General features: G+C 68.8%; 23 protein-coding genes and 1 tRNA gene. 23 read left to right on the top strand and 1 reads right to left on the bottom strand.

Translation table 11 applies throughout. The annotated features are described in order from the left end of the window. Nucleotides 1-153: 153 nt before the first annotated feature. Nucleotides 154-1,137, top strand: a complete 984-nt coding sequence (locus tag J2X36_RS16095) for a catalase family peroxidase (RefSeq protein WP_310351476.1) — start codon at nt 154-156, stop codon at nt 1,135-1,137. A gap of 231 nt (nt 1,138-1,368) precedes the next feature. Here J2X36_RS16095 and J2X36_RS16090 read toward each other — a convergent pair. Beyond that, a tRNA-Asp gene (locus J2X36_RS16090) sits at nt 1,369-1,445 on the bottom strand. Between the two features lie 342 nt (nt 1,446-1,787). On the opposite strand from J2X36_RS16090, the gene J2X36_RS16085 reads away from it, so the two are divergent. From J2X36_RS16085 to J2X36_RS15980, 22 genes are all read left to right on the top strand, one after another. Beyond that, entirely contained in the window at nt 1,788-2,153 is a 366-nt protein-coding gene (locus J2X36_RS16085) for an NADH-quinone oxidoreductase subunit A (RefSeq protein ID WP_109890497.1), read from the top strand. 46 nt (nt 2,154-2,199) lie between these two features. Next, complete coding sequence (locus tag J2X36_RS16080; protein WP_132250438.1) at nt 2,200-2,787, top strand: NADH-quinone oxidoreductase subunit B family protein; 588 nt, start codon at nt 2,200-2,202, stop codon at nt 2,785-2,787. A gap of 12 nt (nt 2,788-2,799) precedes the next feature. Beyond that, complete coding sequence (locus tag J2X36_RS16075) at nt 2,800-3,447, top strand: NADH-quinone oxidoreductase subunit C (protein WP_310351468.1); 648 nt, start codon at nt 2,800-2,802, stop codon at nt 3,445-3,447. Nucleotides 3,448-3,457: 10 nt separating this feature from the next. Continuing rightward, nucleotides 3,458-4,648 carry an NADH-quinone oxidoreductase subunit D gene (locus tag J2X36_RS16070; RefSeq protein ID WP_132250434.1) on the top strand — a complete coding sequence of 397 codons (1,191 nt, stop codon included), beginning with the start codon at nt 3,458-3,460 and terminating at the stop codon, nt 4,646-4,648. A gap of 14 nt (nt 4,649-4,662) precedes the next feature. Next, entirely contained in the window at nt 4,663-6,009 is a 1,347-nt protein-coding gene (gene nuoE / locus J2X36_RS16065) for an NADH-quinone oxidoreductase subunit NuoE (RefSeq protein ID WP_310351465.1), read from the top strand. 17 nt (nt 6,010-6,026) lie between these two features. After that, nucleotides 6,027-7,328: an NADH-quinone oxidoreductase subunit NuoF gene (gene nuoF, locus J2X36_RS16060; RefSeq protein ID WP_132250430.1), complete on the top strand. Its 1,302-nt coding sequence runs from the start codon at nt 6,027-6,029 to the stop codon at nt 7,326-7,328. A gap of 40 nt (nt 7,329-7,368) precedes the next feature. Continuing rightward, nucleotides 7,369-9,450 (top strand): NADH-quinone oxidoreductase subunit NuoG, encoded by a 2,082-nt coding sequence (nuoG, locus tag J2X36_RS16055; protein WP_310351461.1) that lies wholly within the window; start codon nt 7,369-7,371, stop codon nt 9,448-9,450. Between the two features lie 11 nt (nt 9,451-9,461). Further along, nucleotides 9,462-10,484, top strand: a complete 1,023-nt coding sequence (nuoH, locus tag J2X36_RS16050; protein WP_310351458.1) for an NADH-quinone oxidoreductase subunit NuoH — start codon at nt 9,462-9,464, stop codon at nt 10,482-10,484. Nucleotides 10,485-10,509: 25 nt separating this feature from the next. Beyond that, nucleotides 10,510-10,998 carry an NADH-quinone oxidoreductase subunit NuoI gene (nuoI, locus tag J2X36_RS16045; protein WP_132253636.1) on the top strand — a complete coding sequence of 163 codons (489 nt, stop codon included), beginning with the start codon at nt 10,510-10,512 and terminating at the stop codon, nt 10,996-10,998. Nucleotides 10,999-11,120: 122 nt separating this feature from the next. Next, entirely contained in the window at nt 11,121-11,741 is a 621-nt protein-coding gene (locus tag J2X36_RS16040; RefSeq protein WP_132253634.1) for an NADH-quinone oxidoreductase subunit J, read from the top strand. A 136-nt stretch (nt 11,742-11,877) separates the two neighbouring features. Then, on the top strand, nt 11,878-12,183 hold the full coding sequence (gene nuoK / locus J2X36_RS16035; protein ID WP_310351453.1) for an NADH-quinone oxidoreductase subunit NuoK: 306 nt from the start codon (nt 11,878-11,880) through the stop codon (nt 12,181-12,183). Between the two features lie 77 nt (nt 12,184-12,260). Further along, entirely contained in the window at nt 12,261-14,372 is a 2,112-nt protein-coding gene (nuoL, locus tag J2X36_RS16030; protein ID WP_310351451.1) for an NADH-quinone oxidoreductase subunit L, read from the top strand. Between the two features lie 34 nt (nt 14,373-14,406). Further along, the gene (locus J2X36_RS16025; protein ID WP_132253629.1) at nt 14,407-15,927 is read left to right on the top strand and encodes an NADH-quinone oxidoreductase subunit M; all 1,521 of its coding nucleotides are present in this window, start codon (nt 14,407-14,409) and stop codon (nt 15,925-15,927) included. Nucleotides 15,928-15,941: 14 nt separating this feature from the next. After that, on the top strand, nt 15,942-17,387 hold the full coding sequence (gene nuoN / locus J2X36_RS16020; RefSeq protein WP_132253627.1) for an NADH-quinone oxidoreductase subunit NuoN: 1,446 nt from the start codon (nt 15,942-15,944) through the stop codon (nt 17,385-17,387). Between the two features lie 7 nt (nt 17,388-17,394). Next, the gene (locus tag J2X36_RS16015) at nt 17,395-18,204 is read left to right on the top strand and encodes a biotin--[acetyl-CoA-carboxylase] ligase (protein WP_310351447.1); all 810 of its coding nucleotides are present in this window, start codon (nt 17,395-17,397) and stop codon (nt 18,202-18,204) included. A 16-nt stretch (nt 18,205-18,220) separates the two neighbouring features. Further along, on the top strand, nt 18,221-19,894 hold the full coding sequence (locus J2X36_RS16010) for a ribonuclease J (RefSeq protein ID WP_132253623.1): 1,674 nt from the start codon (nt 18,221-18,223) through the stop codon (nt 19,892-19,894). 72 nt (nt 19,895-19,966) lie between these two features. Next, on the top strand, nt 19,967-20,371 hold the full coding sequence (mce, locus tag J2X36_RS16005) for a methylmalonyl-CoA epimerase (RefSeq protein ID WP_132253620.1): 405 nt from the start codon (nt 19,967-19,969) through the stop codon (nt 20,369-20,371). 13 nt (nt 20,372-20,384) lie between these two features. After that, nucleotides 20,385-20,708, top strand: coding sequence for a DUF1467 family protein (locus J2X36_RS16000; protein WP_310351444.1), 324 nt, complete (start codon nt 20,385-20,387; stop codon nt 20,706-20,708). A gap of 95 nt (nt 20,709-20,803) precedes the next feature. Continuing rightward, the gene (locus J2X36_RS15995; protein ID WP_310351443.1) at nt 20,804-22,126 is read left to right on the top strand and encodes a sugar MFS transporter; all 1,323 of its coding nucleotides are present in this window, start codon (nt 20,804-20,806) and stop codon (nt 22,124-22,126) included. Between the two features lie 589 nt (nt 22,127-22,715). After that, entirely contained in the window at nt 22,716-24,041 is a 1,326-nt protein-coding gene (proS, locus tag J2X36_RS15990; protein ID WP_310351441.1) for a proline--tRNA ligase, read from the top strand. A 7-nt stretch (nt 24,042-24,048) separates the two neighbouring features. Beyond that, nucleotides 24,049-25,356 carry a lipoprotein-releasing ABC transporter permease subunit gene (locus J2X36_RS15985; protein WP_132253611.1) on the top strand — a complete coding sequence of 436 codons (1,308 nt, stop codon included), beginning with the start codon at nt 24,049-24,051 and terminating at the stop codon, nt 25,354-25,356. A gap of 21 nt (nt 25,357-25,377) precedes the next feature. Beyond that, nucleotides 25,378-26,091 carry an ABC transporter ATP-binding protein gene (locus J2X36_RS15980; protein WP_132253608.1) on the top strand — a complete coding sequence of 238 codons (714 nt, stop codon included), beginning with the start codon at nt 25,378-25,380 and terminating at the stop codon, nt 26,089-26,091. The last annotated feature ends 230 nt before the right edge of the window (nt 26,092-26,321 follow it).

The following is a 26,321-nucleotide window of genomic DNA, read 5'->3' as shown; positions in this document are numbered from 1 at the left end:
CGCGCCGTCCCCGGGCGGAGCCGCTCCACATTTTCTGTCCCCGTGAGGCTTGCGTGAAAGATCGCGCGCAATCTAAAACCGTTCTACGATTCGGCTGCGCCGTGCGTCCGGCTCGAAGCGGGCCGGTTTCGAGGCCAATTCGGGGTTTCTTCCATGCTGCGGTCCCTCCTTCTCGGCGCGACGATCCTCGTCGGGTGCTCCCTGGCCGGGGAGGCTCCGGCGGAGGAGGCGGATCCCGGTGCGATCGTGAACGCCCTGGTGGCGGCTGGCGGCAACCAGCCCAAGGTGCGGGCGAGCGGGGCCAAGGGTGTCTGCGTCAAGGGCAGCTTCACGCCGGCCGCCGAGGCACAAACCCTCTCGAAGGCGCCGCACTTCGCCAGGACGGTCCCGGTGACGGCGCGGTTCTCGATGGGCGGCAGCAACCCCAAGGTGTCCGACAAGGCCAAGCCGGTCACCCGCGGATTCGCGATGCGCCTCGCCGATCCATCCGGCGATCTCGTGTTCGTGATCATCTCGGCGCCCGTCTTCTCGACGAGAACGCCGCAGCAACTCCTCGACTTCGCGACGGTGCGCGCGCCCGGACCCGATGGGAAGCCGGACGCCGAGAAGATCAAGGCCTTCGGGGCCGCCAATCCGGAGACGACGCGGCAGGCGGCCTGGCTCAACGCCCGGCCCGTTCCCGCGAGCTTCGCGGGCGTCGATTACTGGGGCGTGCATGCCTACACGCTGACCAACGCGAAGGGCGACGCGACGGTCGCGAAGCTGAAATGGGTCGCGGCGGCCGGCCAGCTCGGCCTGAGCGAGGACGAGCTCAAGGCGAAGCCCGACAGCTTCTACGCCGACGAGTTGAAGGAGCGCCTGTCGAAGGGGCCGGCGAGCTTCGACCTCGTCGCGGTGCTGGCGGAGTCGAACGACCCGACCAATGACCCGACCGCGATGTGGCCCGAGGAGAGCCGGAAGTCGGTGAAGCTCGGGACCGTGGCGATCACCGCGCTGGAGCCGGATGCGACCTGCGATGCGGCGACCTTCGATCCGGTCGCGGATCTGCCCGACGGCATCGCCGGGCCGGCGAACGATCCGATGTTCGCGATCCGCTCTCCGGCCTACGCGATCTCCCTGTCCCGCCGGACGAATTGAGGGCGGCGGGCGATCGATCGGGCGCGACGGAGACGGACCGTCCGCCACGGGACGGAGACCCCGCGCGGGTGCTCACTGCTCCGCATCGGCCCTGATCCGGCCGATTCGGGCACGGCCCTGAATCCGGACGTCGTTCGGCACCGCCCGTGCGGGCGGCGTGTCCGGCAGCGCACGCGAATTTGCCCGCCCTGAGGCAGGAAGCGTGCTGGCGATGAAGGGATTTGAGAAACGTGGCGCGGGCGACGGGGCTCGAACCCGCGACCTCCGGCGTGACAGGCCGGCACTCTAACCAACTGAGCTACGCCCGCGTGGCGTGGCCGCCTCAAGCGGCGACGGCCGGGGTTTAGGTGCGCGGCCGGGGGCTGTCAAGCAGCCGTCATCAGAATCGCGGGACGGCCGCGGGAGGCGGAGGATCCGGCGGCCGAAACCCGTCGCCCGCGCTGCTCGGCCCCTGCGCCGATCTGCCGTCTCGCGCCGCGTTTCCTGGTATACCATCTCTCGGAAGCAGGGCGTTGTGCGACGCGCAACGCTCTTGTTTCACCCGGACCGCTCGTCTAAGCCTCGCGCCGTGCGCTCTCTGGCATTGGAGGAATTCCACATGCCGGCATGAGGGGCGCCCCGCGGTCCCACACGAGCACGAGAGGCCTCGCATGACCGGCCTGTTGGCGGATTATCTTCCGCTCATCGTTTTCATCGGCGTGTCGCTGTTCATCGCGGTGGCGCTGCTCGTGGCGCCATTCCTCGTGGCCTACAACAGCCCGGACCCGGAAAAGCTCTCGGCCTACGAGTGCGGCTTCAACGCCTTCGACGACGCGCGCATGAAGTTCGACGTGCGCTTCTACCTCGTGGCCATCCTGTTCATCATCTTCGACCTCGAGGTGGCCTTCCTGTTCCCGTGGGCCATCACCTTCGGGGAACTCGGCTGGTACGGGTTCTGGTCGATGATGGTCTTCCTCGGTGTGCTGACGGTCGGCTTCGTCTACGAGTGGCGCAAGGGCGCCCTCGAGTGGGACTGAGACCGACCGCAGACCGCACCCGAGCCGCATCCCTTCCGAGGCATTCATGGCCCTCACCACCGACTTCTCCCGCGCTCCCACGATCGCGCCGCAGCCGAAGGGCATCATCGACCCCGCCACGGGCCGGCCGATCGGCGCGAACGATCCGACCTTCCTGTCGATCAACAGCGAGCTCGCCGACCGCGGCTTCCTCGTCACCTCGGCGGACGAGCTGATCAACTGGGCCCGCACCGGCTCGCTGATGTGGATGACCTTCGGGCTCGCCTGCTGCGCCGTCGAGATGATGCAGATGTCGATGCCGCGCTACGATTGCGAGCGCTTCGGCTTCGCGCCCCGCGGCTCGCCGCGCCAGTCCGACGTGATGATCGTGGCCGGCACCCTGACCAACAAGATGGCGCCCGCGCTCCGCAAGGTCTACGACCAGATGCCGGAGCCCCGCTACGTCATCTCGATGGGCTCCTGCGCCAATGGTGGCGGCTACTATCACTATTCCTACTCGGTGGTCCGCGGCTGCGACCGCGTCGTGCCGGTCGACATCTACGTGCCCGGCTGTCCGCCGACCGCGGAGGCGCTCCTCTACGGCGTCCTGCTGCTGCAGCGGAAGATCCGCCGCACCGGCACGATCGAGCGCTGAGGCACGGGCGCGATGACGAACGGAATCTCGATCCTTCCCCACACCCAGCCGGAGAGCGGTGACGCCGCGCTCCAGGCGCTGAGCGACCGCGTCGCGGCCGCACTCGGCCCCGCGATCGTCGAGCGTCGCATCGCCTTCGGCGAACTGACCCTGATCGTGCAGGCGAGCGACATCGTCTACGCGCTGACCTATCTGCGCGACGACCCGGCCTGCGCCTTCCGCTGCTTCATCGACATCTGCGGCGCCGATTACCCGGCCCGCGAGAAGCGCTTCGACGTCGTCTATCACCTGCTCTCGCTCCGGCATAACAGCCGCATCCGCGTGAAGGTCCAGACCGACGAGACGACGCCGGTCCCCTCCGTCATCGAGGTCTTCCCGGCCGCCAACTGGTACGAGCGCGAAACCTACGACCTCTACGGCATCCTGTTCTCGGGCCACCCGGACCTGCGCCGCCTGCTGACCGATTACGGCTTCGAAGGGCACCCCTTGCGCAAGGACTTCCCGCTGACCGGCTTCGTCGAGGTCCGCTACGATCAGGACGAGGCGCGCGTCGTCTACGAGCCCGTCAAGCTCACGCAGGAATTCCGCAACTTCGACTTCCTGTCGCCGTGGGAGGGCACGGATTACGTGCTTCCGGGCGACGAGAAGAAGTCGGTCTGAGGAGATCCGGATGACCGAGCACAACATCCGCAACTTCGCGATCAACTTCGGGCCGCAGCACCCGGCCGCGCACGGGGTGCTGCGCCTCGTGCTGGAACTCGACGGCGAGATCGTCGAGCGCGTCGACCCGCATATCGGGCTCCTCCACCGGGGCACCGAGAAGCTGATCGAGTACAAGACCTACCTGCAGGCGACACCCTATTTCGACCGGCTCGACTACGTCGCGCCGATGAACCAGGAGCACGCCTTCTGCCTCGCCATCGAGAAGCTCCTCGGTCTCGAGGTGCCGCGGCGGGCGAAGCTCATCCGGACGCTGTTCTGCGAGATCGGGCGGCTTCTCTCCCACCTCCTCAACGTCACGACGCAGGCGATGGATGTCGGCGCGCTGACGCCCCCGCTCTGGGGCTTCGAGGAGCGCGAGAAGCTGATGATCTTCTACGAGCGGGCCTCCGGCGCCCGGCTCCACGCCAATTACTTCCGGCCGGGCGGCGTGCACCAGGATCTGCCGCCGAAGCTCATCGACGACATCGAGGCCTTCTGCGAGACCTTCCCGCAGGTCGTGGACGACCTCGACAACCTCGTCATGGCGAACCGCATCTTCAAGCAGCGCAACGTCGACATCGGCATCGTGTCGGTCGACGAGGCGATGGAATGGGGCTTCTCCGGCGTGATGGTGCGCGGCTCCGGCATCCCGTGGGACCTGCGCAAGTCGCAGCCCTACGAGGCCTACGAGGAGATGGAGTTCGACATCCCCGTGGGGAAGAACGGCGACACCTACGATCGCCAGGTGATCCGCATGGAGGAGATGCGCGAATCCGTGCGCATCATGAAGCAGTGCATCGCCAAGCTGCGCGAGCCGGCGGGCCAGGGCCCGATCGCGGCGCTCGACGGCAAGGTGGCGCCGCCGCCGCGGCGCGAGATGAAGCGCTCGATGGAGGCGCTCATCCACCACTTCAAGCTCTACACGGAAGGCTTCCACGTGCCCGAGGGCGAGGTCTACGCGGCCGTCGAGGCGCCGAAGGGCGAGTTCGGCGTCTACCTGGTCTCGGACGGCACCAACAAGCCCTACCGCTGCAAGATCCGCGCGCCGGGCTTCGCCCACTTGCAGGCGATGGACTGGATGTGCCGCGGCCACATGCTGGCCGACGTCTCCTGCGTGCTCGGCACGCTCGACATCGTGTTCGGCGAAGTGGACCGCTGAAGGCTTCTTGAGACATGGCAAACCGCAGACTCGCCCCCGCCGCCGAGCAGCCCGAGAGCTTCGCGTTCACCCCTGACAATGCCGAGTGGGCGCAGGGGCAGATCGCGAAGTACCCGGAGGGCCGGCAGGCCTCCGCCGTGATCCCGCTCCTCTGGAAGGCGCAGGAGCAGAACGGCGGCTGGCTGCCCCGAGCCGCGATCGAGGCGGTCGCGGACCAGCTCGGCATGCCGCATATCCGCGTGCTCGAGGTCGCGACCTTCTACACGATGTTCGCGCTGGAGCCGGTGGGCCGCTACTGGATCCAGGTCTGCGGCACGGTGCCCTGCGATTCCTGCGGCTCGCGCGAGTTGAAGGCGATGCTGCACGAGCGCCTCGGCCCCCCCGGCCACGTGAGCCCGGACGGCACCTTCTCCTGGCTCGAGGTCGAGTGCCTCGGCGCCTGCTGCAACGCGCCGATGGCGCAGATCAACCACGATTACTTCGAGGACCTGACGCCGGAATCCCTCGGCAGGCTGATGGACGACCTCGCGGCCGGACGCCCCGTGAAGGTCGGCTCGCAGACCGGCCGCACCTCGTCCGAGCCGCAGGGCGCGGTGAACACGCTGCAGGACCCGAGCCTCTTCGACGGATCCCGCATCGGCGCGTGGCGCAAGCGCTTCGAGAACGGCGGCGAGGGTGAGGCGGCCAACGACGAGGCCGCGTCGAGCGAGCAGCGCGCCGCCAGCGACCCGAAGCCGGCCCGGCCAGATGCCGGCCGCGCCGTCGAGCGCCCCGTCACCGACGCGCCGGCCCAGCGTGTCGCCGAGGGCGAGACGCCCGTGAAGCCCGAGGACCGGGCCGATGCGGCCGACGGCGGCCGATCGACGGCCCAGCACGGCGAGGCGCGCCCGACGGTCCGCGACGAGCCCTCCGAGCGCGTCGCGGCGGATGAGCCGGCGGCGGCCGAGGCCGGCGCGCAATCAGCCCTGAAGCGGGACGAGCCCCCGCCCCAGCCCGCCGCTTCCGGCGCGAGCGAGGGCGAGATCGCGGCCGAGGCGGAGGAGAGCCGCATCGAGGCCAAGCTCGCCGAACTGCCGAAGGACGCGAGCCCCGAGCAGAAGGCGGACGCCGTCGGCACGCGGCCCACGGGCCTCGACGCTGCGCGGGCCGGCCAGCCCGACGCGTTGACGCGCATCAAGGGGATCGGCCCGGGCAACGAGCGCCGCCTCCACGCGCTCGGCATCTACCATTTCGACCAGATCGCCGCCTGGACCCGGGACGAAATCGCCTGGGTCGGCACCTACCTCGCCTTCCCCGGTCGGATCGACCGCGAGGATTGGGTGGGGCAGGCCAGGGCGCTGACCAAGTCGCTGAGCCGCTAGGGCAGGGGAACGTCGACATGCTCTCCGATCAGGATCGCATCTTCACCAACCTCTACGGCCTGCACTCGCCGGGCCTGGAGGCTGCCAAGCAGCGCGGCGCTTGGGACGGCACCAAGTTCCTGCTGGAGATGGGCCGCGACTGGATCATCGAGGAGATGAAGACCTCGGGGCTGCGCGGCCGCGGCGGCGCCGGCTTCCCGACGGGCCTCAAATGGTCCTTCATGCCCAAGAAGTCCGACGGGCGCCCGCACTACCTCGTCGTCAACGCCGACGAGTCGGAGCCGGGCACCTGCAAGGACCGGGAGATCATGCGGCACGACCCGCATCTCCTGATCGAGGGCTGCATGCTCGCCTCCTTCGCGATGAACGCGCATGCCTGCTACGTCTACATCCGCGGCGAGTACGTCGCGGAGAAGCACGCCCTGCAGCGTGCCGTCGACGAGGCCTACGAGGCCCGGCTCGTCGGCCAGGACAACGTGCACGGCTTCCCCTTCGACATCTACGTCCACCACGGCGCGGGCGCCTACATCTGCGGCGAGGAGACGGCCCTCATCGAGAGCCTCGAGGGCAAGAAGGGCATGCCGCGCCTGAAGCCCCCGTTCCCGGCCAATATGGGCCTCTACGGCTGCCCGACGACGGTCAACAACGTCGAGTCGATCGCGGTGGCCGGCACCATCCTGCGCCGCGGCGGCGCGTGGTTCGCGGGGCTCGGCGGCAAGAACAACACCGGCACCAAGCTGTTCTGCGTCTCCGGCCACGTGAACAAGCCCTGCAACGTCGAGGAGGAGCTCGGGATCACCTTCCGCGAGCTGATCGACAAGCATTGTGGCGGCATGCGCGGCGGCTGGGACAACCTGCTCTGCTCGATCCCCGGCGGCTCCTCGGTGCCGCTGGTGCCGGCCGAGCAGATCATCGACGCCAAGATGGACTTCGACACCTTGCGCAACCTCGGCTCGGGCCTCGGCACCGCGGCGGTGATCGTCCTCGACAAATCCACCGACATCGTCCAGGCGATCGCGCGCATCGCCTACTTCTACAAGCACGAGAGCTGCGGCCAGTGCACGCCCTGCCGCGAGGGCACGGGCTGGATGTGGCGCGTGATGCTGCGCATGGCCGAAGGCCGCGCGCAGAAGCGCGAGATCGACATGCTGTTCGACGTCACGAAGCAGATCGAGGGGCACACGATCTGCGCGCTGGGTGACGCGGCGGCCTGGCCGATCCAGGGCCTGATCCGCCACTACCGCCCCGAGATCGAGAAGCGGATCGACCGCTACAGCGCCAACCCGCATTCCGACCCCGTGCCCATGGCGGCGGAGTGAGCCCGCCCGCCGCGATGCAGTTCGAGACCGAGAAGCACGTATGACCAAGATCGTCGTCGACGGCACCGAGGTCGATGTCCCGGCCGAGTACACCCTGCTCCAGGCCTGCGAGGTCGCGGGTGCGGAGATCCCGCGCTTCTGCTTCCACGAGCGCCTGTCGATCGCCGGCAATTGCCGCATGTGCCTCGTGGAGCTGAAGGGCGCGCCGAAGCCCGTCGCCTCCTGCGCCTACGCGGTCAAGGATTGCCGGCCCGGCCCCAACGGCGAGCCGCCGGAGGTGCTGACGCGCTCCGGGCAGACCAAGAAGGCCCGCGAGGGGGTGATGGAGTTCCTCCTCATCAACCACCCGCTCGATTGCCCGATCTGCGACCAGGGCGGCCATTGCGACCTGCAGGACCAGGCGATGGCCTACGGCGTCGACTCGACCCGCTACGGCGAGAACAAGCGCGCCGTCGAGGAGAAGTACATCGGCCCGCTGGTGCGGACCGCCATGAACCGCTGCATCCACTGCACCCGCTGCGTGCGCTTCCTCGCGGAGGTGGCCGGCGTGCCGGATCTCGGCGCGATCGGCCGCGGCGAGGACATGGAGATCACGAGCTACCTCGAGCAGGCGATGCATTCGGAGCTGCAGGGGAACGTCGCCGACCTCTGCCCGGTGGGCGCGCTCGTGCACAAGCCGCAGAGCTACAACGTCCGCCCCTGGGAGCTGACGAAGACCGACTCGGTCGACGTGATGGACGCGGTGGGCTCGGCGATCCGCGTCGATTCCCGCGGCCGCGAGGTCATGCAGATCGAGCCGCGCGTCAACGAGGCGATCAACGAGGAGTGGATCTCGGACAAGACCCGCCACTCCGTCGACGGCCTGCGCCTGCAGCGCCTCGACCGTCCGTACCTGCGCGAGAACGGCCGGCTCCGCCCGGCCACCTGGAACGAGGCCTTCGGCGCCATCGCGGCCCGGATGAAGGGCGCGGACCCGAAGCGCGTCGGCGCGCTCGTCGGCGATCTCGCGGCCGTCGAGGAGACCTATGCGCTGAAGGGCCTGATGACGTCCCTCGGCGTCGCGAACCTCGATTGCCGGCAGGCCGGCGAGGCCCTCGATCCGGCCTGGGGCCGGGCCGCCTACACGTTCGGGCCGACGATCCCCGGTATCGAGGAGGCGGACGCGATCCTGCTCGTCGGCGCCAACCCGCGCCTCGAGGCGTCCCTGCTCAACGTCCGCATCCGCAAGCGCTGGCGCATGGGTCCCCTGCCGGTCGGCATGATCGGCGAGCCGGCGGACCTCACCTATCCCCACATCCATCTCGGCGCCGGGCCCGAGACGCTGGCCGATCTCGCCGCGGGCCGCCACAGCTTCGCAGAGACGCTGAAGGCGGCCGCCAAGCCCATCGTCCTCGTCGGCATGGGCGCGCTCGCGCGCCCGGACGGCGGCGCGATCCTCGCCGCCGCCGCTGCTCTCGCCAGGGATGTCGGCGCGGTGAGCCCGGGCTGGAACGGCTTCGGCGTGCTGCACACGGCGGCCGCCCGCGTCGGCGCGCTCGATCTCGGCTTCGTGCCGGGGGAGGGGGGCCTCGATCTCGCCGGTATGATCGCGCCGGGCGCCCTCGACGTGGTCTTCAATCTCGGCGCCGACGAGGTCGAGATCGGGCCGGGCGCCTTCGTGATCTACCAGGGCACCCATGGCGACCGCGGCGCCTCCCGCGCCGACGTGATCCTTCCGGGCGGGGCCTATACCGAGAAGAACGCGACCTACGTGAACCTCGAAGGCCGCGTGCAATGGGCGAACCGCTCGTCCTTCCCGCCGGGCGATGCCCGCGAGGATTGGGCGATCCTGCGCGCGCTCTCCGACGTGCTGGGCAAGCGCCTGCCGTACGATTCGCTCACCGCGCTCCGCCGCGCGCTCTACGCCGACCACCCGCATCTCGCGGCGGTCGACGCGGTCGAGCCCGCCGACGCGGCCGCGGCGCTCGAGACCCTGGCCGGCCTCGGCGGCACGCCCGCGCGCGAGCCGTTCCGCTCGCCGATCCTCGACTTCTACCTCACCAACCCGATCGCCCGCGCCTCGCGGGTGCTCGCCGAGTGCTCGAGCCTCGCCCGCGGGCGCGCGCTCGAGGCCGCGGAATAAGGCCGCCTGCGATGACCTTCTGGGAAGTGCTCGGCACCGTCCTCCTGATCGCGCTGAAGAGCTTCGTGCTGCTCGCGGCCCTGCTCGTCTTCATCGCCTACGCGCTGCTCGCCGACCGGAAGATCTGGGCGGCGGTGCAGCTGCGCCGCGGCCCGAACGTGGTCGGGCCCTGGGGCCTGCTGCAATCCTTCGCCGACCTGCTGAAGTTCGTTCTCAAGGAGCCCGTCATCCCGGCGGGCGCCAACAAGGCCATCTTCCTCCTGGCGCCCCTCGTCTTCGCGACTCTGGCGCTCGCCTCCTGGGCGGTGATCCCGCTGGCCGACGGCTGGGCCATCGCCGACATCAACGTCGGGATCACCTACATCTTCGCGATCTCGTCGCTGGGCGTCTACGGCGTCATCATGGGCGGCTGGGCCTCGAACTCGAAATACGCCTTCCTCGGCGCGCTCCGCTCGGCCGCGCAGATGATCTCCTACGAGGTCTCCCTCGGCTTCGTGATCATCTGCGTGCTGCTCTGTGCCGGCTCGCTCAACCTCTCGCGGATCGTGCTGGCGCAGGACACCGCGCTCGGGCTCTTCGGCTGGTACTGGCTCTGGCTGTTCCCGATGTTCGTGGTGTTCTTCATCTCGGCCCTCGCCGAGACGAACCGCCCCCCCTTCGACCTGCCTGAGGCCGAATCCGAGCTCGTGGCCGGCTACATGGTGGAGTATTCCTCCACGCCCTACCTGCTCTTCATGCTCGGCGAGTACGTGGCCATCATGACCATGTGCGCGCTCGGCACCGTGCTGTTCCTCGGCGGCTGGCTCTCGCCGATCCCGTTTGCGCCCTTCACCTGGGTGCCGGGCGTGATCTGGTTCGCGATCAAGGCGAGCTTCCTGTTCTTCATGATCGCCATGGTGAAGGCCATGGTGCCCCGCTACCGCTACGACCAGCTCATGCGGCTCGGCTGGAAGGTCTTCCTGCCCCTCTCGCTGATCTCGGTCGTCGTCGTCGCCTTCGTCCTCAAGCTCACCGGCCTCGCGCCGGGGGCCTGAGCCACACCCAATCGGAGATCGCGCCATGAAGCTCGATCAAGTCGCCAAGGGCCTCCTCCTGAAGGAGTTCGTGTCGGGGTTCGCCCTCGCCATGAAATACTTCTTCAAGCCCAAGGCCACGATCAACTACCCCTTCGAGATGGGCCATCGCGGCCCCCGCTTCCGGGGCGAGCACGCGCTGCGCCGCTACCCCAACGGCGAGGAGCGCTGCATCGCCTGCAAGCTCTGCGAGGCGATCTGCCCGGCCCAGGCCATCACCATCGAGGCGGGCCCTCGCCGGAACGACGGCACGCGCCGGACGACCCGCTACGACATCGACATGGTGAAGTGCATCTATTGCGGCATGTGCCAGGAGGCCTGCCCGGTGGATGCCATCGTCGAGGGGCCGAATTTCGAGTTCTCGGTCGAGACCCGCGAGGAGCTTCTCTACGACAAGGAGAAGCTCCTCCTGAACGGCGACCGCTGGGAGCGCGAGATCGCGCGCAACATCGCCCTCGACGCGCCCTACCGCTGAGGCAAACCGGAACCCGCGCTGTTGTGCCATACGGCAGCGGGGCCTATAGACGGGCCGCCCGCGCGACCTGATCGTTCACGAGGCAGAAGGGGCCGCGCCACGCGGCTGACTCCGACACTCCGATGACTGCAGCCGCCGCCTTCTTCTACCTGTTCGCGAGCGTCGCCATCGCCTCGGGCTTCATGGTGATCGCCTCCCGCAATCCCGTCGCCTCGGTGCTGTTCCTGATCCTGGCCTTCGTCAACGCGGCGGGCCTGTTCGTGCTGATGGGCGCCGAGTTCCTCGCGATGATCCTGGTCGTCGTCTATGTCGGCGCGGTCGCGGTGCTGTTCCTGTTCGTCGTGATGATGCTCGACGTCGATTTCGCCGAGCTGCGCCAGGGCTTCCAGCAATACCTGCCCGTGGGCGCGCTGATCGGCGCGATCTTCCTGATCGAGCTCGTCCTCGTGGTCGGCTCGTGGACGATCGACCCCGGCCTCGTGCAGGCGCCGCTCGGCAACGCCGCGATGGGCGAGAGCTTCACCAACACCGCCGCGCTCGGCCGCGTGCTCTACACGGAATACGCCTACTTCTTCCAGATCGCGGGCCTCGTGCTCCTCGTCGCGATGATCGGCGCGATCGTGCTGACGCTGCGCGACCGGCCGGGCGTCAAGCGCCAGAACATCGCGGTCCAGAACGCCCGCACGCAGGGCATGGCGGTCGAGACCCGCAAGGTGCCTTCGCGACAGGGCGTCGAGGTTTGAGTTTTCCCCCTCCCCTTGCGGGGAGGAACCAAGGGTGGGCGCTGCCGGACGAGGCTCGGTGGCGCCTCCCGCACGACCCCCAACCTCAATCTCTTCCCGCAACGGGGAGGAGAGCAGGTCGGAGCTTGAGGAAACGATGATCGAACTGAGCCACTACCTCACGGTCGCCGCGATCCTGTTCACGCTCGGCGTGCTCGGCATCTTCATCAACCGCAAGAACGTCATCGTGATCCTGATGTCGGTGGAGCTGATCCTGCTCGCCGTGAACATCAACCTCGTGGCGTTCTCCACCCACCTCAACGACATCACGGGCCAGGTCTTCGCGCTGTTCGTCCTCACGGTCGCCGCCGCGGAGGCCGCCATCGGCCTCGCCATCCTCGTCGTGTTCTTCCGCAATCGCGGCTCCATCGCGGTCGAGGACGTGAGCATGATGAAGGGCTGACGGGAAGCCGCCGCCTGGACCCCCTTGGACTCGACGCGCGGCCGACGACGCCGCGCGAGGCCGGACGCTAGAGAACGATGTATCACGCGATCGTCTTCTTCCCCCTCATCGGCGCGCTCGTCGCCGGCCTGTTCGGCCGTTTCCTCGGCGCGAGGGCCTGCGAGTACCTGACGACGAGCTGCCTCGCCTTCTCGGCGCTGCTCTCCTGGGGCGTCTTCTTCGAGGGGGCGGACCACGCGACGCGGGTGCAGGTGGCGACGTGGTTCACGGCCGGCGACCTCGTCGTCGACTGGGCCTTCCGCATCGACACGCTCACGAGGGTCATGCTCGTCGTGGTCACGACGGTCTCGACCCTCGTGCACCTCTACTCCATCGGCTACATGGAGGAGGATCCGCACCGGCCGCGCTTCTTCGCCTACCTGTCGCTGTTCACCTTCGCCATGCTGATGCTGGTGACGGCCGACAACCTCGTGCAGATGTTCTTCGGCTGGGAGGGCGTCGGCCTCGCCTCCTACCTGCTGATCGGATTCTGGTACGAGAAGCCCTCGGCGAATGCCGCCGCGATGAAGGCCTTCATCGTCAACCGCGTCGGCGATTTCGGGTTCTCCCTCGGCATCTTCCTCGTCTTCGTGCTGTTCGGCTCGGTCGCCTTCGACGGCATCTTTCCGCGCGTGAACGAACTCAAGGACGCGCATTTCCACTTCCTCGGCTACGACTGGCACGCCCTGACCCTCGCCTGCCTGCTGCTGTTCATGGGCGCGATGGGCAAGTCGGCGCAGTTCCTGCTCCACACCTGGCTGCCCGATGCCATGGAGGGCCCGACGCCGGTCTCGGCGCTGATCCACGCCGCCACCATGGTCACGGCCGGCGTCTTCATGGTCGCGCGCCTCTCGCCGCTCTTCGAGCTGGCGCCGAACGCGCTCATCGTCGTCACGGTCATCGGCGGCATCACCGCCTTCTTCGCGGCGACCGTCGGCCTCGTGCAGAACGACATCAAGCGGGTCATCGCCTACTCGACCTGCTCGCAGCTCGGCTACATGTTCGTGGCGCTGGGCGTCGGGGCGTACTCCGTCGGTATCTTCCACCTGTTCACGCACGCCTTCTTCAAGGCGCTGCTGTTCCTCGGGGCCGGCTCGGTCATCCACGCGATGCACCACGAGCAGGACATGCGGAACATGGGCGCGCTGCGCCCCTACATCCCCTTCACCACCGCCATGATGGCGATCGGCACGCTCGCGCTGATCGGCTTCCCGTTCACGGCCGGCTATTACTCGAAGGACGCGATCATCGAGGCGGCCTATGCCTCGACCCGGCCGGGCCACACGCTGGCCTTCATGGCCACCGTGATCGCCGCCTTCTTCACCTCGTTCTACTCCTGGCGCCTGTTCTTCATGACCTTCGAGGGCCCGGCCCGCTGGGTCGATCACGGCGCGCACGGTCACGCCGACCACCACGCGGCCGTCGCCCATGCGGGCGCTCACGGCCATGCCGACCCGCATCAGGCGGACGGGCTGCCCGGCCACCACGAGGGCGTCGCGCACGACGATCACGGCCACGACGTCGAGCCCGCCTCGCACAGCGCCATCGAGCACCACGACCACCACCCGCACACGCCGCACGAGAGCCCGTTCACCATGACGTTCCCGCTGGCGATCCTCGCCTTCGGGGCGCTGTTCGCCGGCCTGATCTTCAAGGACCGCTTCATCGGCGAGGGCATGGAGGCGTTCTGGGGCCACGCGCTCGCGCACGGGCCGGACAACCACATCATGCACGAGATGCATCACGTGCCGGGCTGGGTCGTCGCCTCGCCCTTCATCATGCTGGTGCTCGGCTTCCTTCTCGCCTTCTGGATGTACATTCGCCGGCCGGAACTGCCCGGCCGCCTCGCCGCGCAGCAGCCAATCCTGTACCGGTTCCTGCTCAACAAGTGGTACTTCGACGAGATCTACGACCGCATCTTCGTGCGGCCCGCCAAGGATTTCGGCCTGTTCCTCTGGAAGGAGGGCGACGGCCGGGTAATCGACGGTCTGGGACCGAACGGCATCGCGGCCCGCGTGGTCGACGTGACCCGCGGCGTGGTCCGCCTCCAGACCGGCTACGTCTACCACTACGCTTTCGTGATGCTCGTCGGCGTCGCCGGCCTGATCAGCTGGTACCTGATGTCCGGCCTGCCGAAGGGCGGGCACTGATGGCCGTCAACGAGAAGAACGGGAATCTCCGCTGATGTTCGGCCTCGGCATCCTCTCCGGCCTGCTCATCGTGCCGCTTGCGGGCGCGGCCTTCATCCTCACGCTGAACGGCGACGAGGAGAGCGTGAAGCGCAACGCCCGCTGGGCGGCGCTGGCCACGACGATCGTCACCTTCCTGCTCTCGCTCGTCGCCTGGGGCCGCTACGACGCGACCTCTTCGAGCTTCCAACTCGTCGAGAGCCATGCTTGGCTCACCGACACGATCCGCTTCAAGCTCGGCGTCGACGGCTTCTCGATGCCGCTGATCCTGCTCACGACCTTCCTGATGCCGTTCTGCATCGGCGCCTCGTGGCACGCGATCGAGACCCGGGTGAAGGAATACTTCGTCGCCTTCCTGGTCCTCGAGACGACGATGATCGGCGTGTTCCAGGCCCTCGACCTGGTGCTGTTCTACCTGTTCTTCGAGGCCGGCCTGATCCCGATGTTCCTGATCATCGGCATCTGGGGCGGCAAGCGGCGCATCTACGCGAGCTTCAAGTTCTTCCTCTACACGCTGCTCGGCTCAGTGCTGATGCTGCTCGCCATCATGGCGATGTACTGGCACGCGGGCACCACCGACATCCCGACGCTCCTGCAGACGCGCTTCCCCACGCACATGCAGACCTGGCTGTGGCTCGCCTTCTTCGCCTCCTTCGCGGTGAAGATGCCGATGTGGCCGGTCCATACCTGGCTTCCCGACGCTCACGTCGAGGCGCCGACGGCGGGTTCGGTGATCCTGGCGGGCATCCTCCTGAAGATGGGCGGCTACGGCTTCATCCGGGTCTCGCTGCCGATGTTCCCGGACGCCTCGCAGAGCTTCGCGCCGCTCGTCTTCGCCCTCTCCGTGATCGCGATCATCTTCACCTCGCTGATCGCGATGATGCAGACCGACATCAAGAAGCTGATCGCCTACTCGTCCGTCGCCCATATGGGCTTCGTGACGCTCGGCCTCTTCACGATGAACGAGCAGGGCATCCAGGGCGCGCTGTTCCTGATGATCTCGCACGGCATCGTGTCCGGCGCGCTCTTCCTCTGCGTCGGCGTGATCTACGACCGGATGCACACCCGCGAGATCGCGGCCTATGGCGGCCTCGTGAACCGGATGCCGCTCTACGCGGTCGCCATGATGGTCTTCACCATGGCCAATGTGGGCCTGCCCGGGACATCCGGCTTCGTCGGCGAGTTCCTGGCGATGACCGGCGCCTTCAAGGCGAACCCGACGGTGGCCTTCTTCTCGGTCTTCGGCATCATCCTGTCGGCGGCCTACGCCCTCTGGCTCTACGCCCGCGTGATCTACGGCAAGCTTGAGAAGCCCTCGCTGAAGGGCATCCTCGACCTCGACCTCCGCGAGAAGCTGATCCTCGCGCCGCTCGTCGCGCTGACGATCTATTACGGCGTGCACCCGGCCCCGATCCTCGACACGTTCGCGCCCTCCACCGAGGCGCTGATGGCGAGCATCAAGACCGCCCTCTCGAACACGCAGACCGCGGCCGCCGCGCTGCCCGTCGCGCGCTGAAGGCAAACGGAACCATGACCGCCGCCCAGACCGTCCTTCCGACCCTCGCGCCGCTCCTGCCCGAGCTGATCCTCGCCGTCGGCGTCATGGTGCTGATCCTCTACGGCGCCTTCCGCGGCGAGCGCTCGGTGGAGGGCGTCAATGTCGGCGCCCTGCTCCTTCTGCTGCTGGCCTTCTTCGTGGTCGTCTCGCAGCCCGCGGGCATGAAGGTGACGACGCTGTCGGGCGCCTTCATCTCGGACGCCTTCTCCCGGGTGATGAAGGGGCTGATCCTGCTCGGCTCGTCCGCCACGATCCTGCTCTCGCGCGACTATTTCCAGCGCGAGCGGATCGACCGGTTCGAGTACCCGATCCTGATCGTGCTCTGCACGATCGGCATGATGGTGATGGCCTCGGCCAACGACCTCATCGCCCTCTATCTCGGGCTGGAGCTGCAATCGCTCGCGGCCTACGTCATCGCCGCCTTCCACCGGGACAATCTGAAGTCGACGGAAGCGGGCCTGAAATACTTCGTCCTCGGCGCTCTCTCCTCGGGCATGCTGCTCTACGGCGCCTCGCTGGTCTACGGATTCACGGGCACCGTCTCCTTCCCCGGAATCGTCTCGGCCCTGCACGGCGAGGCGGGCTTCGGCATCGTTCTCGGCATCGTGTTCGTGGCGGCGGGCGTCGCCTTCAAGATGTCGGCGGTGCCGTTCCACATGTGGACGCCCGACGTCTACGAGGGCTCGCCGACGCCGGTGACCGCCTTCTTCGCCTCGGCCCCGAAGATGGCCGCGGTCGCGATGACCGTGCGCGTCTTCATCGGCGCCTTCCCGGATGTGACCGCGATCTGGCAGCAGATCATCGTCTTCGTCTCGATCGCCTCGATGGCGCTCGGCTCCTTCGCGGCGATCGGCCAGCGCAACATCAAGCGCCTGATGGCCTATTCGTCGATCGGCAACATCGGCTACGCGCTGATCGGCCTCGCCGCCGGCTCGCAGGAGGGCGTGCAGGGCGTGGTGATCTACATGATCATCTACCTCGCCATGACGCTCGGCGCCTTCGCGATCATCCTCTCGCTGCGGCGGCGCGACGAGATGTTCGAGACGATCGACGATCTCTCCGGCCTCTCGCGCACCCATCCGGTGCTCGCCTTCTGCCTCGCGATGATGATGTTCTCGCTCGCCGGCATCCCGCCGCTGGCCGGCTTCTTCGCGAAGTTCTACGTCTTCGCCGCCGCCATCAAGGCGGGCCTCGTGACGCTCGCCGTGATCGGCGTCGTGACGAGCGTGGTTGGCGCCTATTACTACCTGCGCATCGTCAAGGTGATGTATTTCGACGAGGCGAAGGCTCCCTACGAGGCGATGGCGCCGGGCCTCCGAATCGTTCTGGCCATCTCCAGCGTCGTCGTGATCCTGTTCTTCCTGCTCCCCGGTCCGCTCCGGGGCGCCGCGGACGCCGCGGCGAGGTCGCTGTTCTGAGATCCCGTTGAGCTACCGGCTCAGCGAGGCGGCGCGGGCGGCGGGGCATCGGCTCCACGTCCACGAAAGCCTCGGCTCGACGAACACCGAGGCCATGGAGCGCGCGCGTGCGGGCGAGACGGGCCCGCTCTGGGTCGTCGCCCGCCGCCAGGAGGCGGGGCGCGGCCGCCGTGGCAACACCTGGACGTCGCTGCCCGGCAACCTCGCCGCGAGCCTGCTCTGGCCGGTGGCGGGCGTCGAGGCGGACCGGGTCGCGACCCTCGGCTTCGTGGCGGGCGTCTCGCTGGCCGCCGCGGTCGCAGACGCCTGCGGCACCGTGCCGGGCTGCGATCCGGGCCGCGGCTCCCGATCTATCGCTCTGAAATGGCCCAACGACGTGCTGGCGGACGGCGCCAAGCTCGCCGGCATCCTGTTGGAGGCGGAGGTACTGCCCGGTGGGCGGCGGGCGGTGGTGATCGGCTTCGGCGTCAATGTCGCGGCCTCCCCCGAAGGCTTGGCCTACCCGGCAACGTCGCTCTCCGCACTGGGAAGCGGGGCCGGAGCGGAGAAAGTTCTTGAATTCCTCTCCGGCCATGTCACCGAGGCGGCGCGCCTCTGGGATGGCGGACGGAATTTCGCAGGCATTCGCGCGCGCTGGCTGGCGCGGGCCGCCGGGCTCGGGTCGCGGATCGCGGTCCGCACCGGCGGCGAGACGCTGGAAGGCCTGTTTGACACGATCGACGAGGGGGGGCGGCTCGTGATCCTCGCCCCGGACGGCACGCGCAGGACCGTGACGGCGGGCGAGGTGCATTTCGGGACGGCCGCGACGGCGGCGTGAGTTTGGGTTGAACTTGATGACGACAGGGCAAGACGACCTCGTCTTCCTGCCGCTCGGCGGCGTGGGCGAGATCGGGATGAATGCAGGCCTCTACGGGTTCGGCCCGGAGAAGCGCCGGAAATGGATCCTGGTCGATTGCGGCATGGGCTTCGCGGGCGAGGAGGCGATGCCGGGCATCGACCTCATGTTCCCGGATCTCTCCTTCATCGAGGAGCGCAAGGCCGATCTCCTCGGGATCTTCATCACGCACGCGCATGAGGATCACATCGGGGCGATCAGCGAGCTCTGGCCGCGGCTGCGCGCGCCCGTCTACGCGACGCGCTTTGCCAAGAACCTCCTGGAGGCCCGCCGCCTGGGCGAGCCCGGCGCGCCCAAGGTCGAGCTGAAGGAGGTCGTGCCGGGCCGGCGTGTCACGGTCGGCCCCTTCGACATCGAGTTCGTGCCGGTCTCGCACTCGATCCCCGAGTCGAACGCGGTGGCGATCCGCACCGCGCACGGCCTCGTCGTCCATACGGGCGACTGGAAGCTCGATCCGACGCCGATCCTCGGCGACGTCACGGAGGAGGCGTCCTTCCGTAAGCTCGGCGACGAGGGGATCATCGCGCTCGTCTGCGATTCGACGAACGTGGTGCGCGAGGGCCGCTCCCCGAGCGAGGCGGAGGTCGCCGCGACGCTCAAGCGTCTCATCACCGAGTCGGAGCACCGGGTCGCCGTGACGACCTTCGCCTCGAACGTCGCCCGCATCCGCGCGGTGGCTGAGGCCGCCCAGGCCTGCGGGCGCCAGGTGGTCGCGGTGGGGCGGGCCATGGACCGGGTCATCGAGGTGGCCCGGGAATGCGGCTACCTCGACGGCCTGCCCGAGTTCCTGAGCCCGGATTCCTACGGCAACCTGCCGCGCTCCAAGGTGGTGGCGTTGCTGACGGGCTCGCAGGGCGAGGCGCGGGCGGCGCTGGCGCGGGTCTCGCGGCGCGATCACCCAGCCATCACGCTCGCCGGCGGCGACCGGGTGATCTTCTCCTCGCGCGCCATCCCCGGCAACGAGCGGGATGTCGGCTCCATCATCAACGACCTGATCAACCAGGGCGTCGAGGTGGTGACGGACCGGACCGAACTCGTCCACGTCTCCGGCCATCCCCGCCGGGAGGAGATGGCCGAGATGTATGCCTGGACCCGGCCTCGCACCGCGATCCCGGTCCACGGCGAGGCGCTCCACCTCGACGAGCACGCCCGCTTCGCCCGGGCGCAGGGTGTCCCGAACGTGGTCAAGGCCCGCAACGGCAGCCTGATCCGCCTCGCGCCCGGCACGCCGGAGGTGATCGACCACACGAAGGCCGGGCGCCTGTTCAAGGACGGCAACGTCCTCGTCGACGACAAGGATCGGGCGATCCCCGAGCGGCGCAAGCTCGCGATGTCGGGCATGGTCTCGGTCGCCATCGCCATCGACGAGGACGGCGACGTGGCCGGCGAGCCGGCCGTCGACATCATGGGCCTGCCGAACCGCGGCCGCGACGGCGAGCCCCTGATCGACACGGTGGTCGAGATCGTCTCGCGCACCCTGTCCGGCCTCTCGAAGGGCAAGCGCCGCGACGCCGACGCCGTCGAGAAGGCGGTCGACCGCGCCATCCGCTCCGGCGTCAACGAGGTCTGGGGCAAGAAGCCCGCCTGCCACGTGCAGGTGGTCGAGGTGTGATAGGACTGGCACTGACGAGATGCCCCTCCCCGCGAAAGGGGAGGGAAGAACCTGCGACCGGGAGGAAACGATATGATCGGGCGGCTCAACCACGTGGCCATCGCGGTGCGCGATCTTGAGGCGGCCTCGGCCGTCTACCGGGACACGCTCGGCGCCAAGCTCTCCGAGCCGCTGCCCCAGCCCGAGCACGGCGTCACCGTCGTGTTCGTGGAACTGCCCAACAGCAAGATCGAGCTGATGGAGCCGCTGGGCGAGGGCTCGCCGATCGAGGGCTTCGTCGAGCGCAATCCGGGCGGCGGCATCCACCACGTCTGCTACGAGGTGGACGACATCATCGCCGCCCGCGACCGCCTCAAGGGCCAGGGGGCCCGCGTGCTCGGCACCGGGGAGCCCCGCATCGGCGCCCACGGCAAGCCGGTGCTGTTCCTCCACCCGAAGGACTTCCTCGGCACGCTCGTCGAGCTGGAGCAGGTCTGAGGGATTGCGCGGGATGCACGCCCTCAGCCGCTCCACTCCGCTGACCGTCGGGGCCGTGGTGGTGCTGGCCGCTGCCTTCGTGGCGCTGGCGGTCAGCCTCTTCAAGCTCACGATCGGCGGGGCGGCCGCGCTCTACTTCGTGCTGTGGTGGACGCTCCTCTTCGCGATCCTGCCCATCCGCAATCAGCCCGAGACCCGGCCCGAGCACATCGTGCCGGGCCAGGACCCCGGCGCGCCCGCCCTGCCGCGGCTGCGCGAGAAGGCGATCTGGACGAGCCTGTTCGCCGGGGCGGCCTTCCTGGGGGCGCTCGCCGTCTTCCCGCTCGCGGGTTTGTAAACCGCCCTTCGATTGACAGGCCGCCAGCCCCTCCCGACAACCCGTGACAAGACGTGCGGGTGCACCCGATACGTCACGAGCATCGGGAGGAGCTTATGCTGCCGCAGGCGGGCACGGCGCAGAGCAGCGCCGCGGACGAGGCGGGCGCCGGCCGCAGGCGCTGGCTCCTGCCCTTCATGCTGGCCCTGTTCTTCACCTGGGGGCTGGCCACCGTCCTCGTCGACATCATCACCCCGAAGCTGAAGAGCCTGTTCGCCCTGAGCTATGCCGAGGCGACGCTCACCCAATTCTGCTTCTTCCTCGCCTACGCCATCGTCTCCCTGCCGGCGGGGCTCCTCGTCGCCCGCATCGGATTCATGCGCGGCCTCGTCCTCGGTCTCGTCGTGATGGCCGCGGGCGGGGTGATGTTCGCGCCGGCCGCCCGGGTCGGGCTCTACCCGCTCTTCCTCCTCGCCCTGTTCGTGATGGCCTCCGGCATCGCGATCCTGCAGGTGGCGGCCAACCCCCTCGTGACGAAGCTCGGGCCCGCCGCCCAGGCGCCGAGCCGGCTGACGCTGGCCCAGACCTTCAACTCGCTCGGGACCACGGTCGGCCCGGTCATCGGTGCCTGGGCGATCCTGTCCCACGAGCCGGCGACGCCCGCCGACCCCGCCGCTCTGGCGCCCGGGGCGCTCGCCGCCGCGCGTCAGGCGGAGGCCGCCGTGCTGCAGGTGCCGTTCCTCGTCATCGCGGGCGGGCTGATCGGCCTCGCGATCCTGTTCTGGTCCGTGCGCTCCTGGGTGCGGGAGGATGAACACGCCGCCGAGGTGCAGGGGCTCGGCCTCGACCTCCTGCGCCGGCCGCGCCTCGCCCTCGGGGCGGCGGCGATCTTCCTCTACGTCGGTGCCGAGGTCGCGATCGGCACGCTCATGGTGAGCTACCTCGAGCAGCCCCGGGTGCTCGGCGCCGATCCGGCGACGGCCGGCCATCTCCTCAGCTTCTACTGGGGCGGGGCTCTCGTCGGGCGCATAATCGGCAGCGTCGCGCTCCGCCACGTCCGGGCGGGCGCCGCGCTCGCGGCCTGCGCCGTCGCGGCCGCCTTGCTCGCCACCGTATCGGGCCTGTCCGAGGGACCGCTCGCCGCCTGGACGCTGCTCGCCGTGGGGCTTGCCAACGCCATCATGTTCCCGACGATCTTCGCCCTGGCGATCGAGGGGCTCGGCGAGCGCACGGCGCAAGGGGCGGGCATCGTCTGCGTCGCCATCGTCGGCGGAGCGATCATCCCCGTGGCGACGGGCTACCTTGCCGACCATGTCGGCCTGAGCTTCGCCCTCGGCGCGCCCGTCCTCTGCTACCTCTGCATCGCGGCCTATGCCCTCGCCAATCTGCGCGAGACGGCGCAGGAGGGCGGCGCGTCGCCGACCAGAGCGATCGCCTGACGGAAGCGGCCCGCTCCAGTCCCTCGCCCCGCGCGCAGGATCCGGGTGAGACTGTCCGTCGATCGCTCGCGGATCTGCGGGCTCGCCCGCTGAAATCGCGGTGGCCACTCGGATGCAAGCATAAAGGATGGGCCGGTCAGACCGGCAGGCTCGATGGCGGGTCCCGGAAAAACAAAAAAGCAAGGCGTTACGCCTTGCTTGAAGAGCTGTTGCTCGTCTCAGCCTTGAATTGTCCTACGCATTGCCTGCGTGGCGGCTGAATGTTCCTCCCAAGACTCGGACCGTGCGCTGCCTCTGGACGGCTGCGCGACCATCGCGGCACGCTTATAGGAATAAGATTTCGCCCTGTCACGGGGTCTGGAGCAGAAATCTGCGTTTTTTTGCCGACGATGCGGCAAACCGTCCCGACGCGACGTTCAAGATCGCGAAGAGGGACCGATGCCGGACCGGGGCCGCCCGTGCCGTCGTGGCGGGCAGCCGGTGCAGGCGTCTGCGGCGCTTGTGTTTTCCCGATGCAATGTGTTGTGTGCCCCGGCGCGCCGCGGACACCCCCGGCCAGCCAGCATCCGACCACGACTTTAGGCTCCCCATGCGCCTTTCCCGCTATTTCCTGCCCACCCTGCGCGAGACGCCGAAGGAAGCCGAGATCGTCTCGCACCGGCTGATGCTCCGCGCCGGGCTCGTCCGTCAGGAATCGGCCGGCATCTACGCGTGGCTGCCGCTGGGCCTGCGCGTCCTGAACAAGGTCTGCGCGGTGATCCGGGAGGAGCAGGACCGGGCCGGTGCCGTCGAGCTCCTGATGCCGACCGTGCAATCGGCCGAGCTCTGGCGGGAATCGGGCCGCTACGAGGCTTACGGCAAGGAGATGCTCCGCATCACCGACCGCCACGAGCGCGAGATGCTCTACGGCCCCACCGCCGAGGAGGTGGTCACGGAGATCTTCCGGGCGAGCGTGCGCTCCTACAAGGATCTGCCGAAGAACCTCTACCAGATCTCCTGGAAGTTCCGCGACGAGGTGCGCCCGCGCTTCGGCACCATGCGCTCGCGCGAGTTCCTGATGAAGGACGCCTACTCGTTCGACCTCGACCAGGCCGGCGCGCGCCACGCTTACAACCGCATGTTCGTGGCGTATCTGCGCACCTTCGCCGGGCTCGGCCTCAAGGCGATCCCGATGCGGGCCGATACGGGGCCGATCGGCGGCGACCTCAGCCACGAGTTCATCATCCTGGCGAGCACCGGCGAGAGCGAGGTCTTCTGCGACCGCGCCTATCTCGATTTCGAGATCCCGCCGGCCACGACCGACTTCGAGGACGTCCCCGGCCTGCAGGGGATCGTGGATGCCTGGACCTCGCACTACGCGGCGACCGACGAGATGCACGAGCCCGACGCCTTCGCCGAGGTGCCGGAGGCGAGCCGCCTCTCGGCCCGCGGCATCGAGGTCGGGCACATCTTCTACTTCGGCACCAAGTATTCCGAGCCGATGGGCGCCAAGGTGACGGGCCCCGACGGCATCGAGCGGCCGGTGCACATGGGCTCCTACGGGATCGGGCCGAGCCGCCTCGTCGCCGCGATCATCGAGGCGAGCCACGACGAGGCGGGCATCGTCTGGCCGGACGCGGTCGCGCCCTTCGACGTGGCCCTCATCAACCTGAAGGTGGGTGATGCCGCCACCGACGGCGCCTGCGCCGAGATCCAGGCCCAGCTCGAGGCCGCCGGGATGAGCGTGCTCTGCGACGACCGCGACGAGCGGCCGGGCGCCAAGTTCGCCACCGCCGACCTGATCGGCCTGCCCTGGCAGGTCATCGTCGGGCCGAAGGGGCTCGCCGAGGGCAGGGTCGAGCTGAAGCGCCGCGCGACGGGCGAGCGCGAGACGCTGGCGCCGGTCGATCTCCTCGCCCGGCTGAAGCGGATCTGAGGCCGCGATGTCGGGGCTCGCGGGGAGATTGGGAGAGCGGGTGCGGGGCGTCGGCGCGAGCTTGCGCGCCGGCTCGACGGCGCCCTTCGCGCCCTTCGAGTGGATCATCGCCGGCCGCTACCTGCGCGCGCGCCGGCGGGGCGGTGGCGTCTCGGTGGTCGCCTTCTTCTCGGTGCTCGGCATCGCGCTCGGCGTCGCGACGCTGATCATCGTGCTCTCGGTGATGAACGGCTTCCGGGCGGAACTCCTCTCGAAGATCGTGGGCATCAACGGCCACGTCTTCGTCACGCCCATCGACAAGCTGTTCACCGACTACACGGATCTCTCGGACCGCCTCTCGAAGGTCGCGGGCGTGCGCGCGGCCATTCCCCTCGTCGAGGGGCAGGCTTTCGCCTCTTCGCCCTACGGGGGCAGCGGCGTGCTGGTGCGCGGCGTGCGCGAGCAGGACCTCGACGGCATCGCCGCGATCTCCAAGAACCTGCGCAGCGGCACCCTCAACGGGTTCGACGACGGGGCGGGGGTCGCGATCGGCCGGCGCCTCGCCGAATCCCTCGGTCTCCAGGCGGGCGACCAGATCACCCTCTCGACCCCCAAGGGCGCGACCACGCCCTTCGGCACGGCGCCGCGCACCAAGGCCTACACCGTCAAGGCGGTGTTCGAGATCGGCATGACCGAGTTCGACGCGACCTTCGTCTTCATGCCGCTCACCGAGTCGCAGGCCTTCTTCAACCGGGAGGGCGACGTCAGCCTGATCGAGATCTACCTCGACAACGCCGACGCGGTGGCCGAGATGCGCGAGCCCCTGGAGATGGCGGCCGAGCGCCCCGTGCTCCTGACCGACTGGCGCCAGCGCAACCGCACCTTCTTCGGCGCGCTGGAGGTCGAGCGGAACGTGATGTTCCTGATCCTCAGCCTGATCGTGGTGGTGGCGACCCTCAACATCATCTCCGGCCTGATCCTGCTCGTGCGCGACAAGTCGAGCGACATCGCGATCCTCCGGACCATGGGGGCGACGCCCGGCACCGTGATGCGCGTGTTCCTGATCAACGGCGCGCTGATCGGCCTCGTGGGCACGCTGTCGGGTCTCGGGCTCGGCATCCTGATCACGCTCAACATCAAGCCGATCCAGCGCTTCCTCTTCCCATCCGCCTGGGACCCGACCGTGCGCTTCCTCGCCGAGATTCCGGCCCAGATGAACGCCACGGAGATCACGGTGGTCGTCGTCACCGCGTTCCTGCTGTCGCTCGTCGCGACGCTCTATCCCTCCTGGCGCGCCGCCCGGCTCGATCCGGTCCAGGCGTTGCGGTACGGCTGAGGCGCAAGAGGGGTCACGCTCATGAGTACGACGCCCGAGCCCGCCGGCGCGCAGCCGGTGCCGGCCCTGTTCTTCGCCCGCGTCGAGCGGCGCTACCCTCAAGCCGAGGGTGCACTCGAGATCCTGCGGGGCGCCGACCTCGCGATCTGGCCGGGCGAACTCGTCGCCCTGGTGGCGCCCTCGGGGGCGGGCAAGTCGACGCTGCTGCACGTCGCCGGGCTCCTCGAGAAGCCCGATGGCGGCGAGGTCTATGTCGGCGGCCAGCCCACCGCCGCGATGGGCGACGCCGAGCGCACGCGCCTGCGCCGCGAGGAGATGGGCTTCGTCTACCAGTTCCACCACCTGCTGCCCGAGTTCTCGGCGCAGGAGAACGTGGTGATGCCCCAGCTCATCCGCGGCCTGTCGCGGGCCGAGGCCAAGACGCGAGCGGCCGAGCTTCTGAGCTTTCTCGGCCTCAAGGACCGCCTGCAGCACCGCCCGGCCGAGCTCTCGGGCGGCGAGCAGCAGCGCGTCGCCATCGCGCGCGCGGTCGCCAATGGCCCGCGGCTGCTGCTGGCCGACGAGCCGACCGGCAACCTCGATCCCCATACGGCCGACCACGTCTTCTCGATCCTGACCGCGCTGGTGCGGGCCTCCGGCCTCGCCGCGCTGATCGCCACCCACAACCTCGACCTCGCTGCCCGCATGGACCGGCGGGTCACGATCCGCGACGGGCTGATCGAGCAACTGGCCTGACGCGACGGGCCCCGCGGCCACTGGGCCGAGCGTCGGTCGTTTACCCCCCGCTAACCAGCGCGCGGGTCTTCCCGCTATCCCCGCTTTACATAGAACAAAACAGGAACAAAACTGTGCCTATCAGAAGGAGGCGCAGATGCGAGCGATGAGCACGAAGCGGAACGTCCTGACGGGGTTCATCGAGTTCACGGCCTTCGGTCTCCTGTCGAGCGCGGTGGCGCTCTGGGCCG

This window comes from Methylobacterium sp. BE186 (assembly GCF_031457035.1).
GTDB lineage: Bacteria > Pseudomonadota > Alphaproteobacteria > Rhizobiales > Beijerinckiaceae > Methylobacterium > Methylobacterium segetis.
The sequence above is the reverse complement of the archived record's forward strand: the minus strand, read 5'-3'. Positions and strand labels throughout refer to the sequence as shown.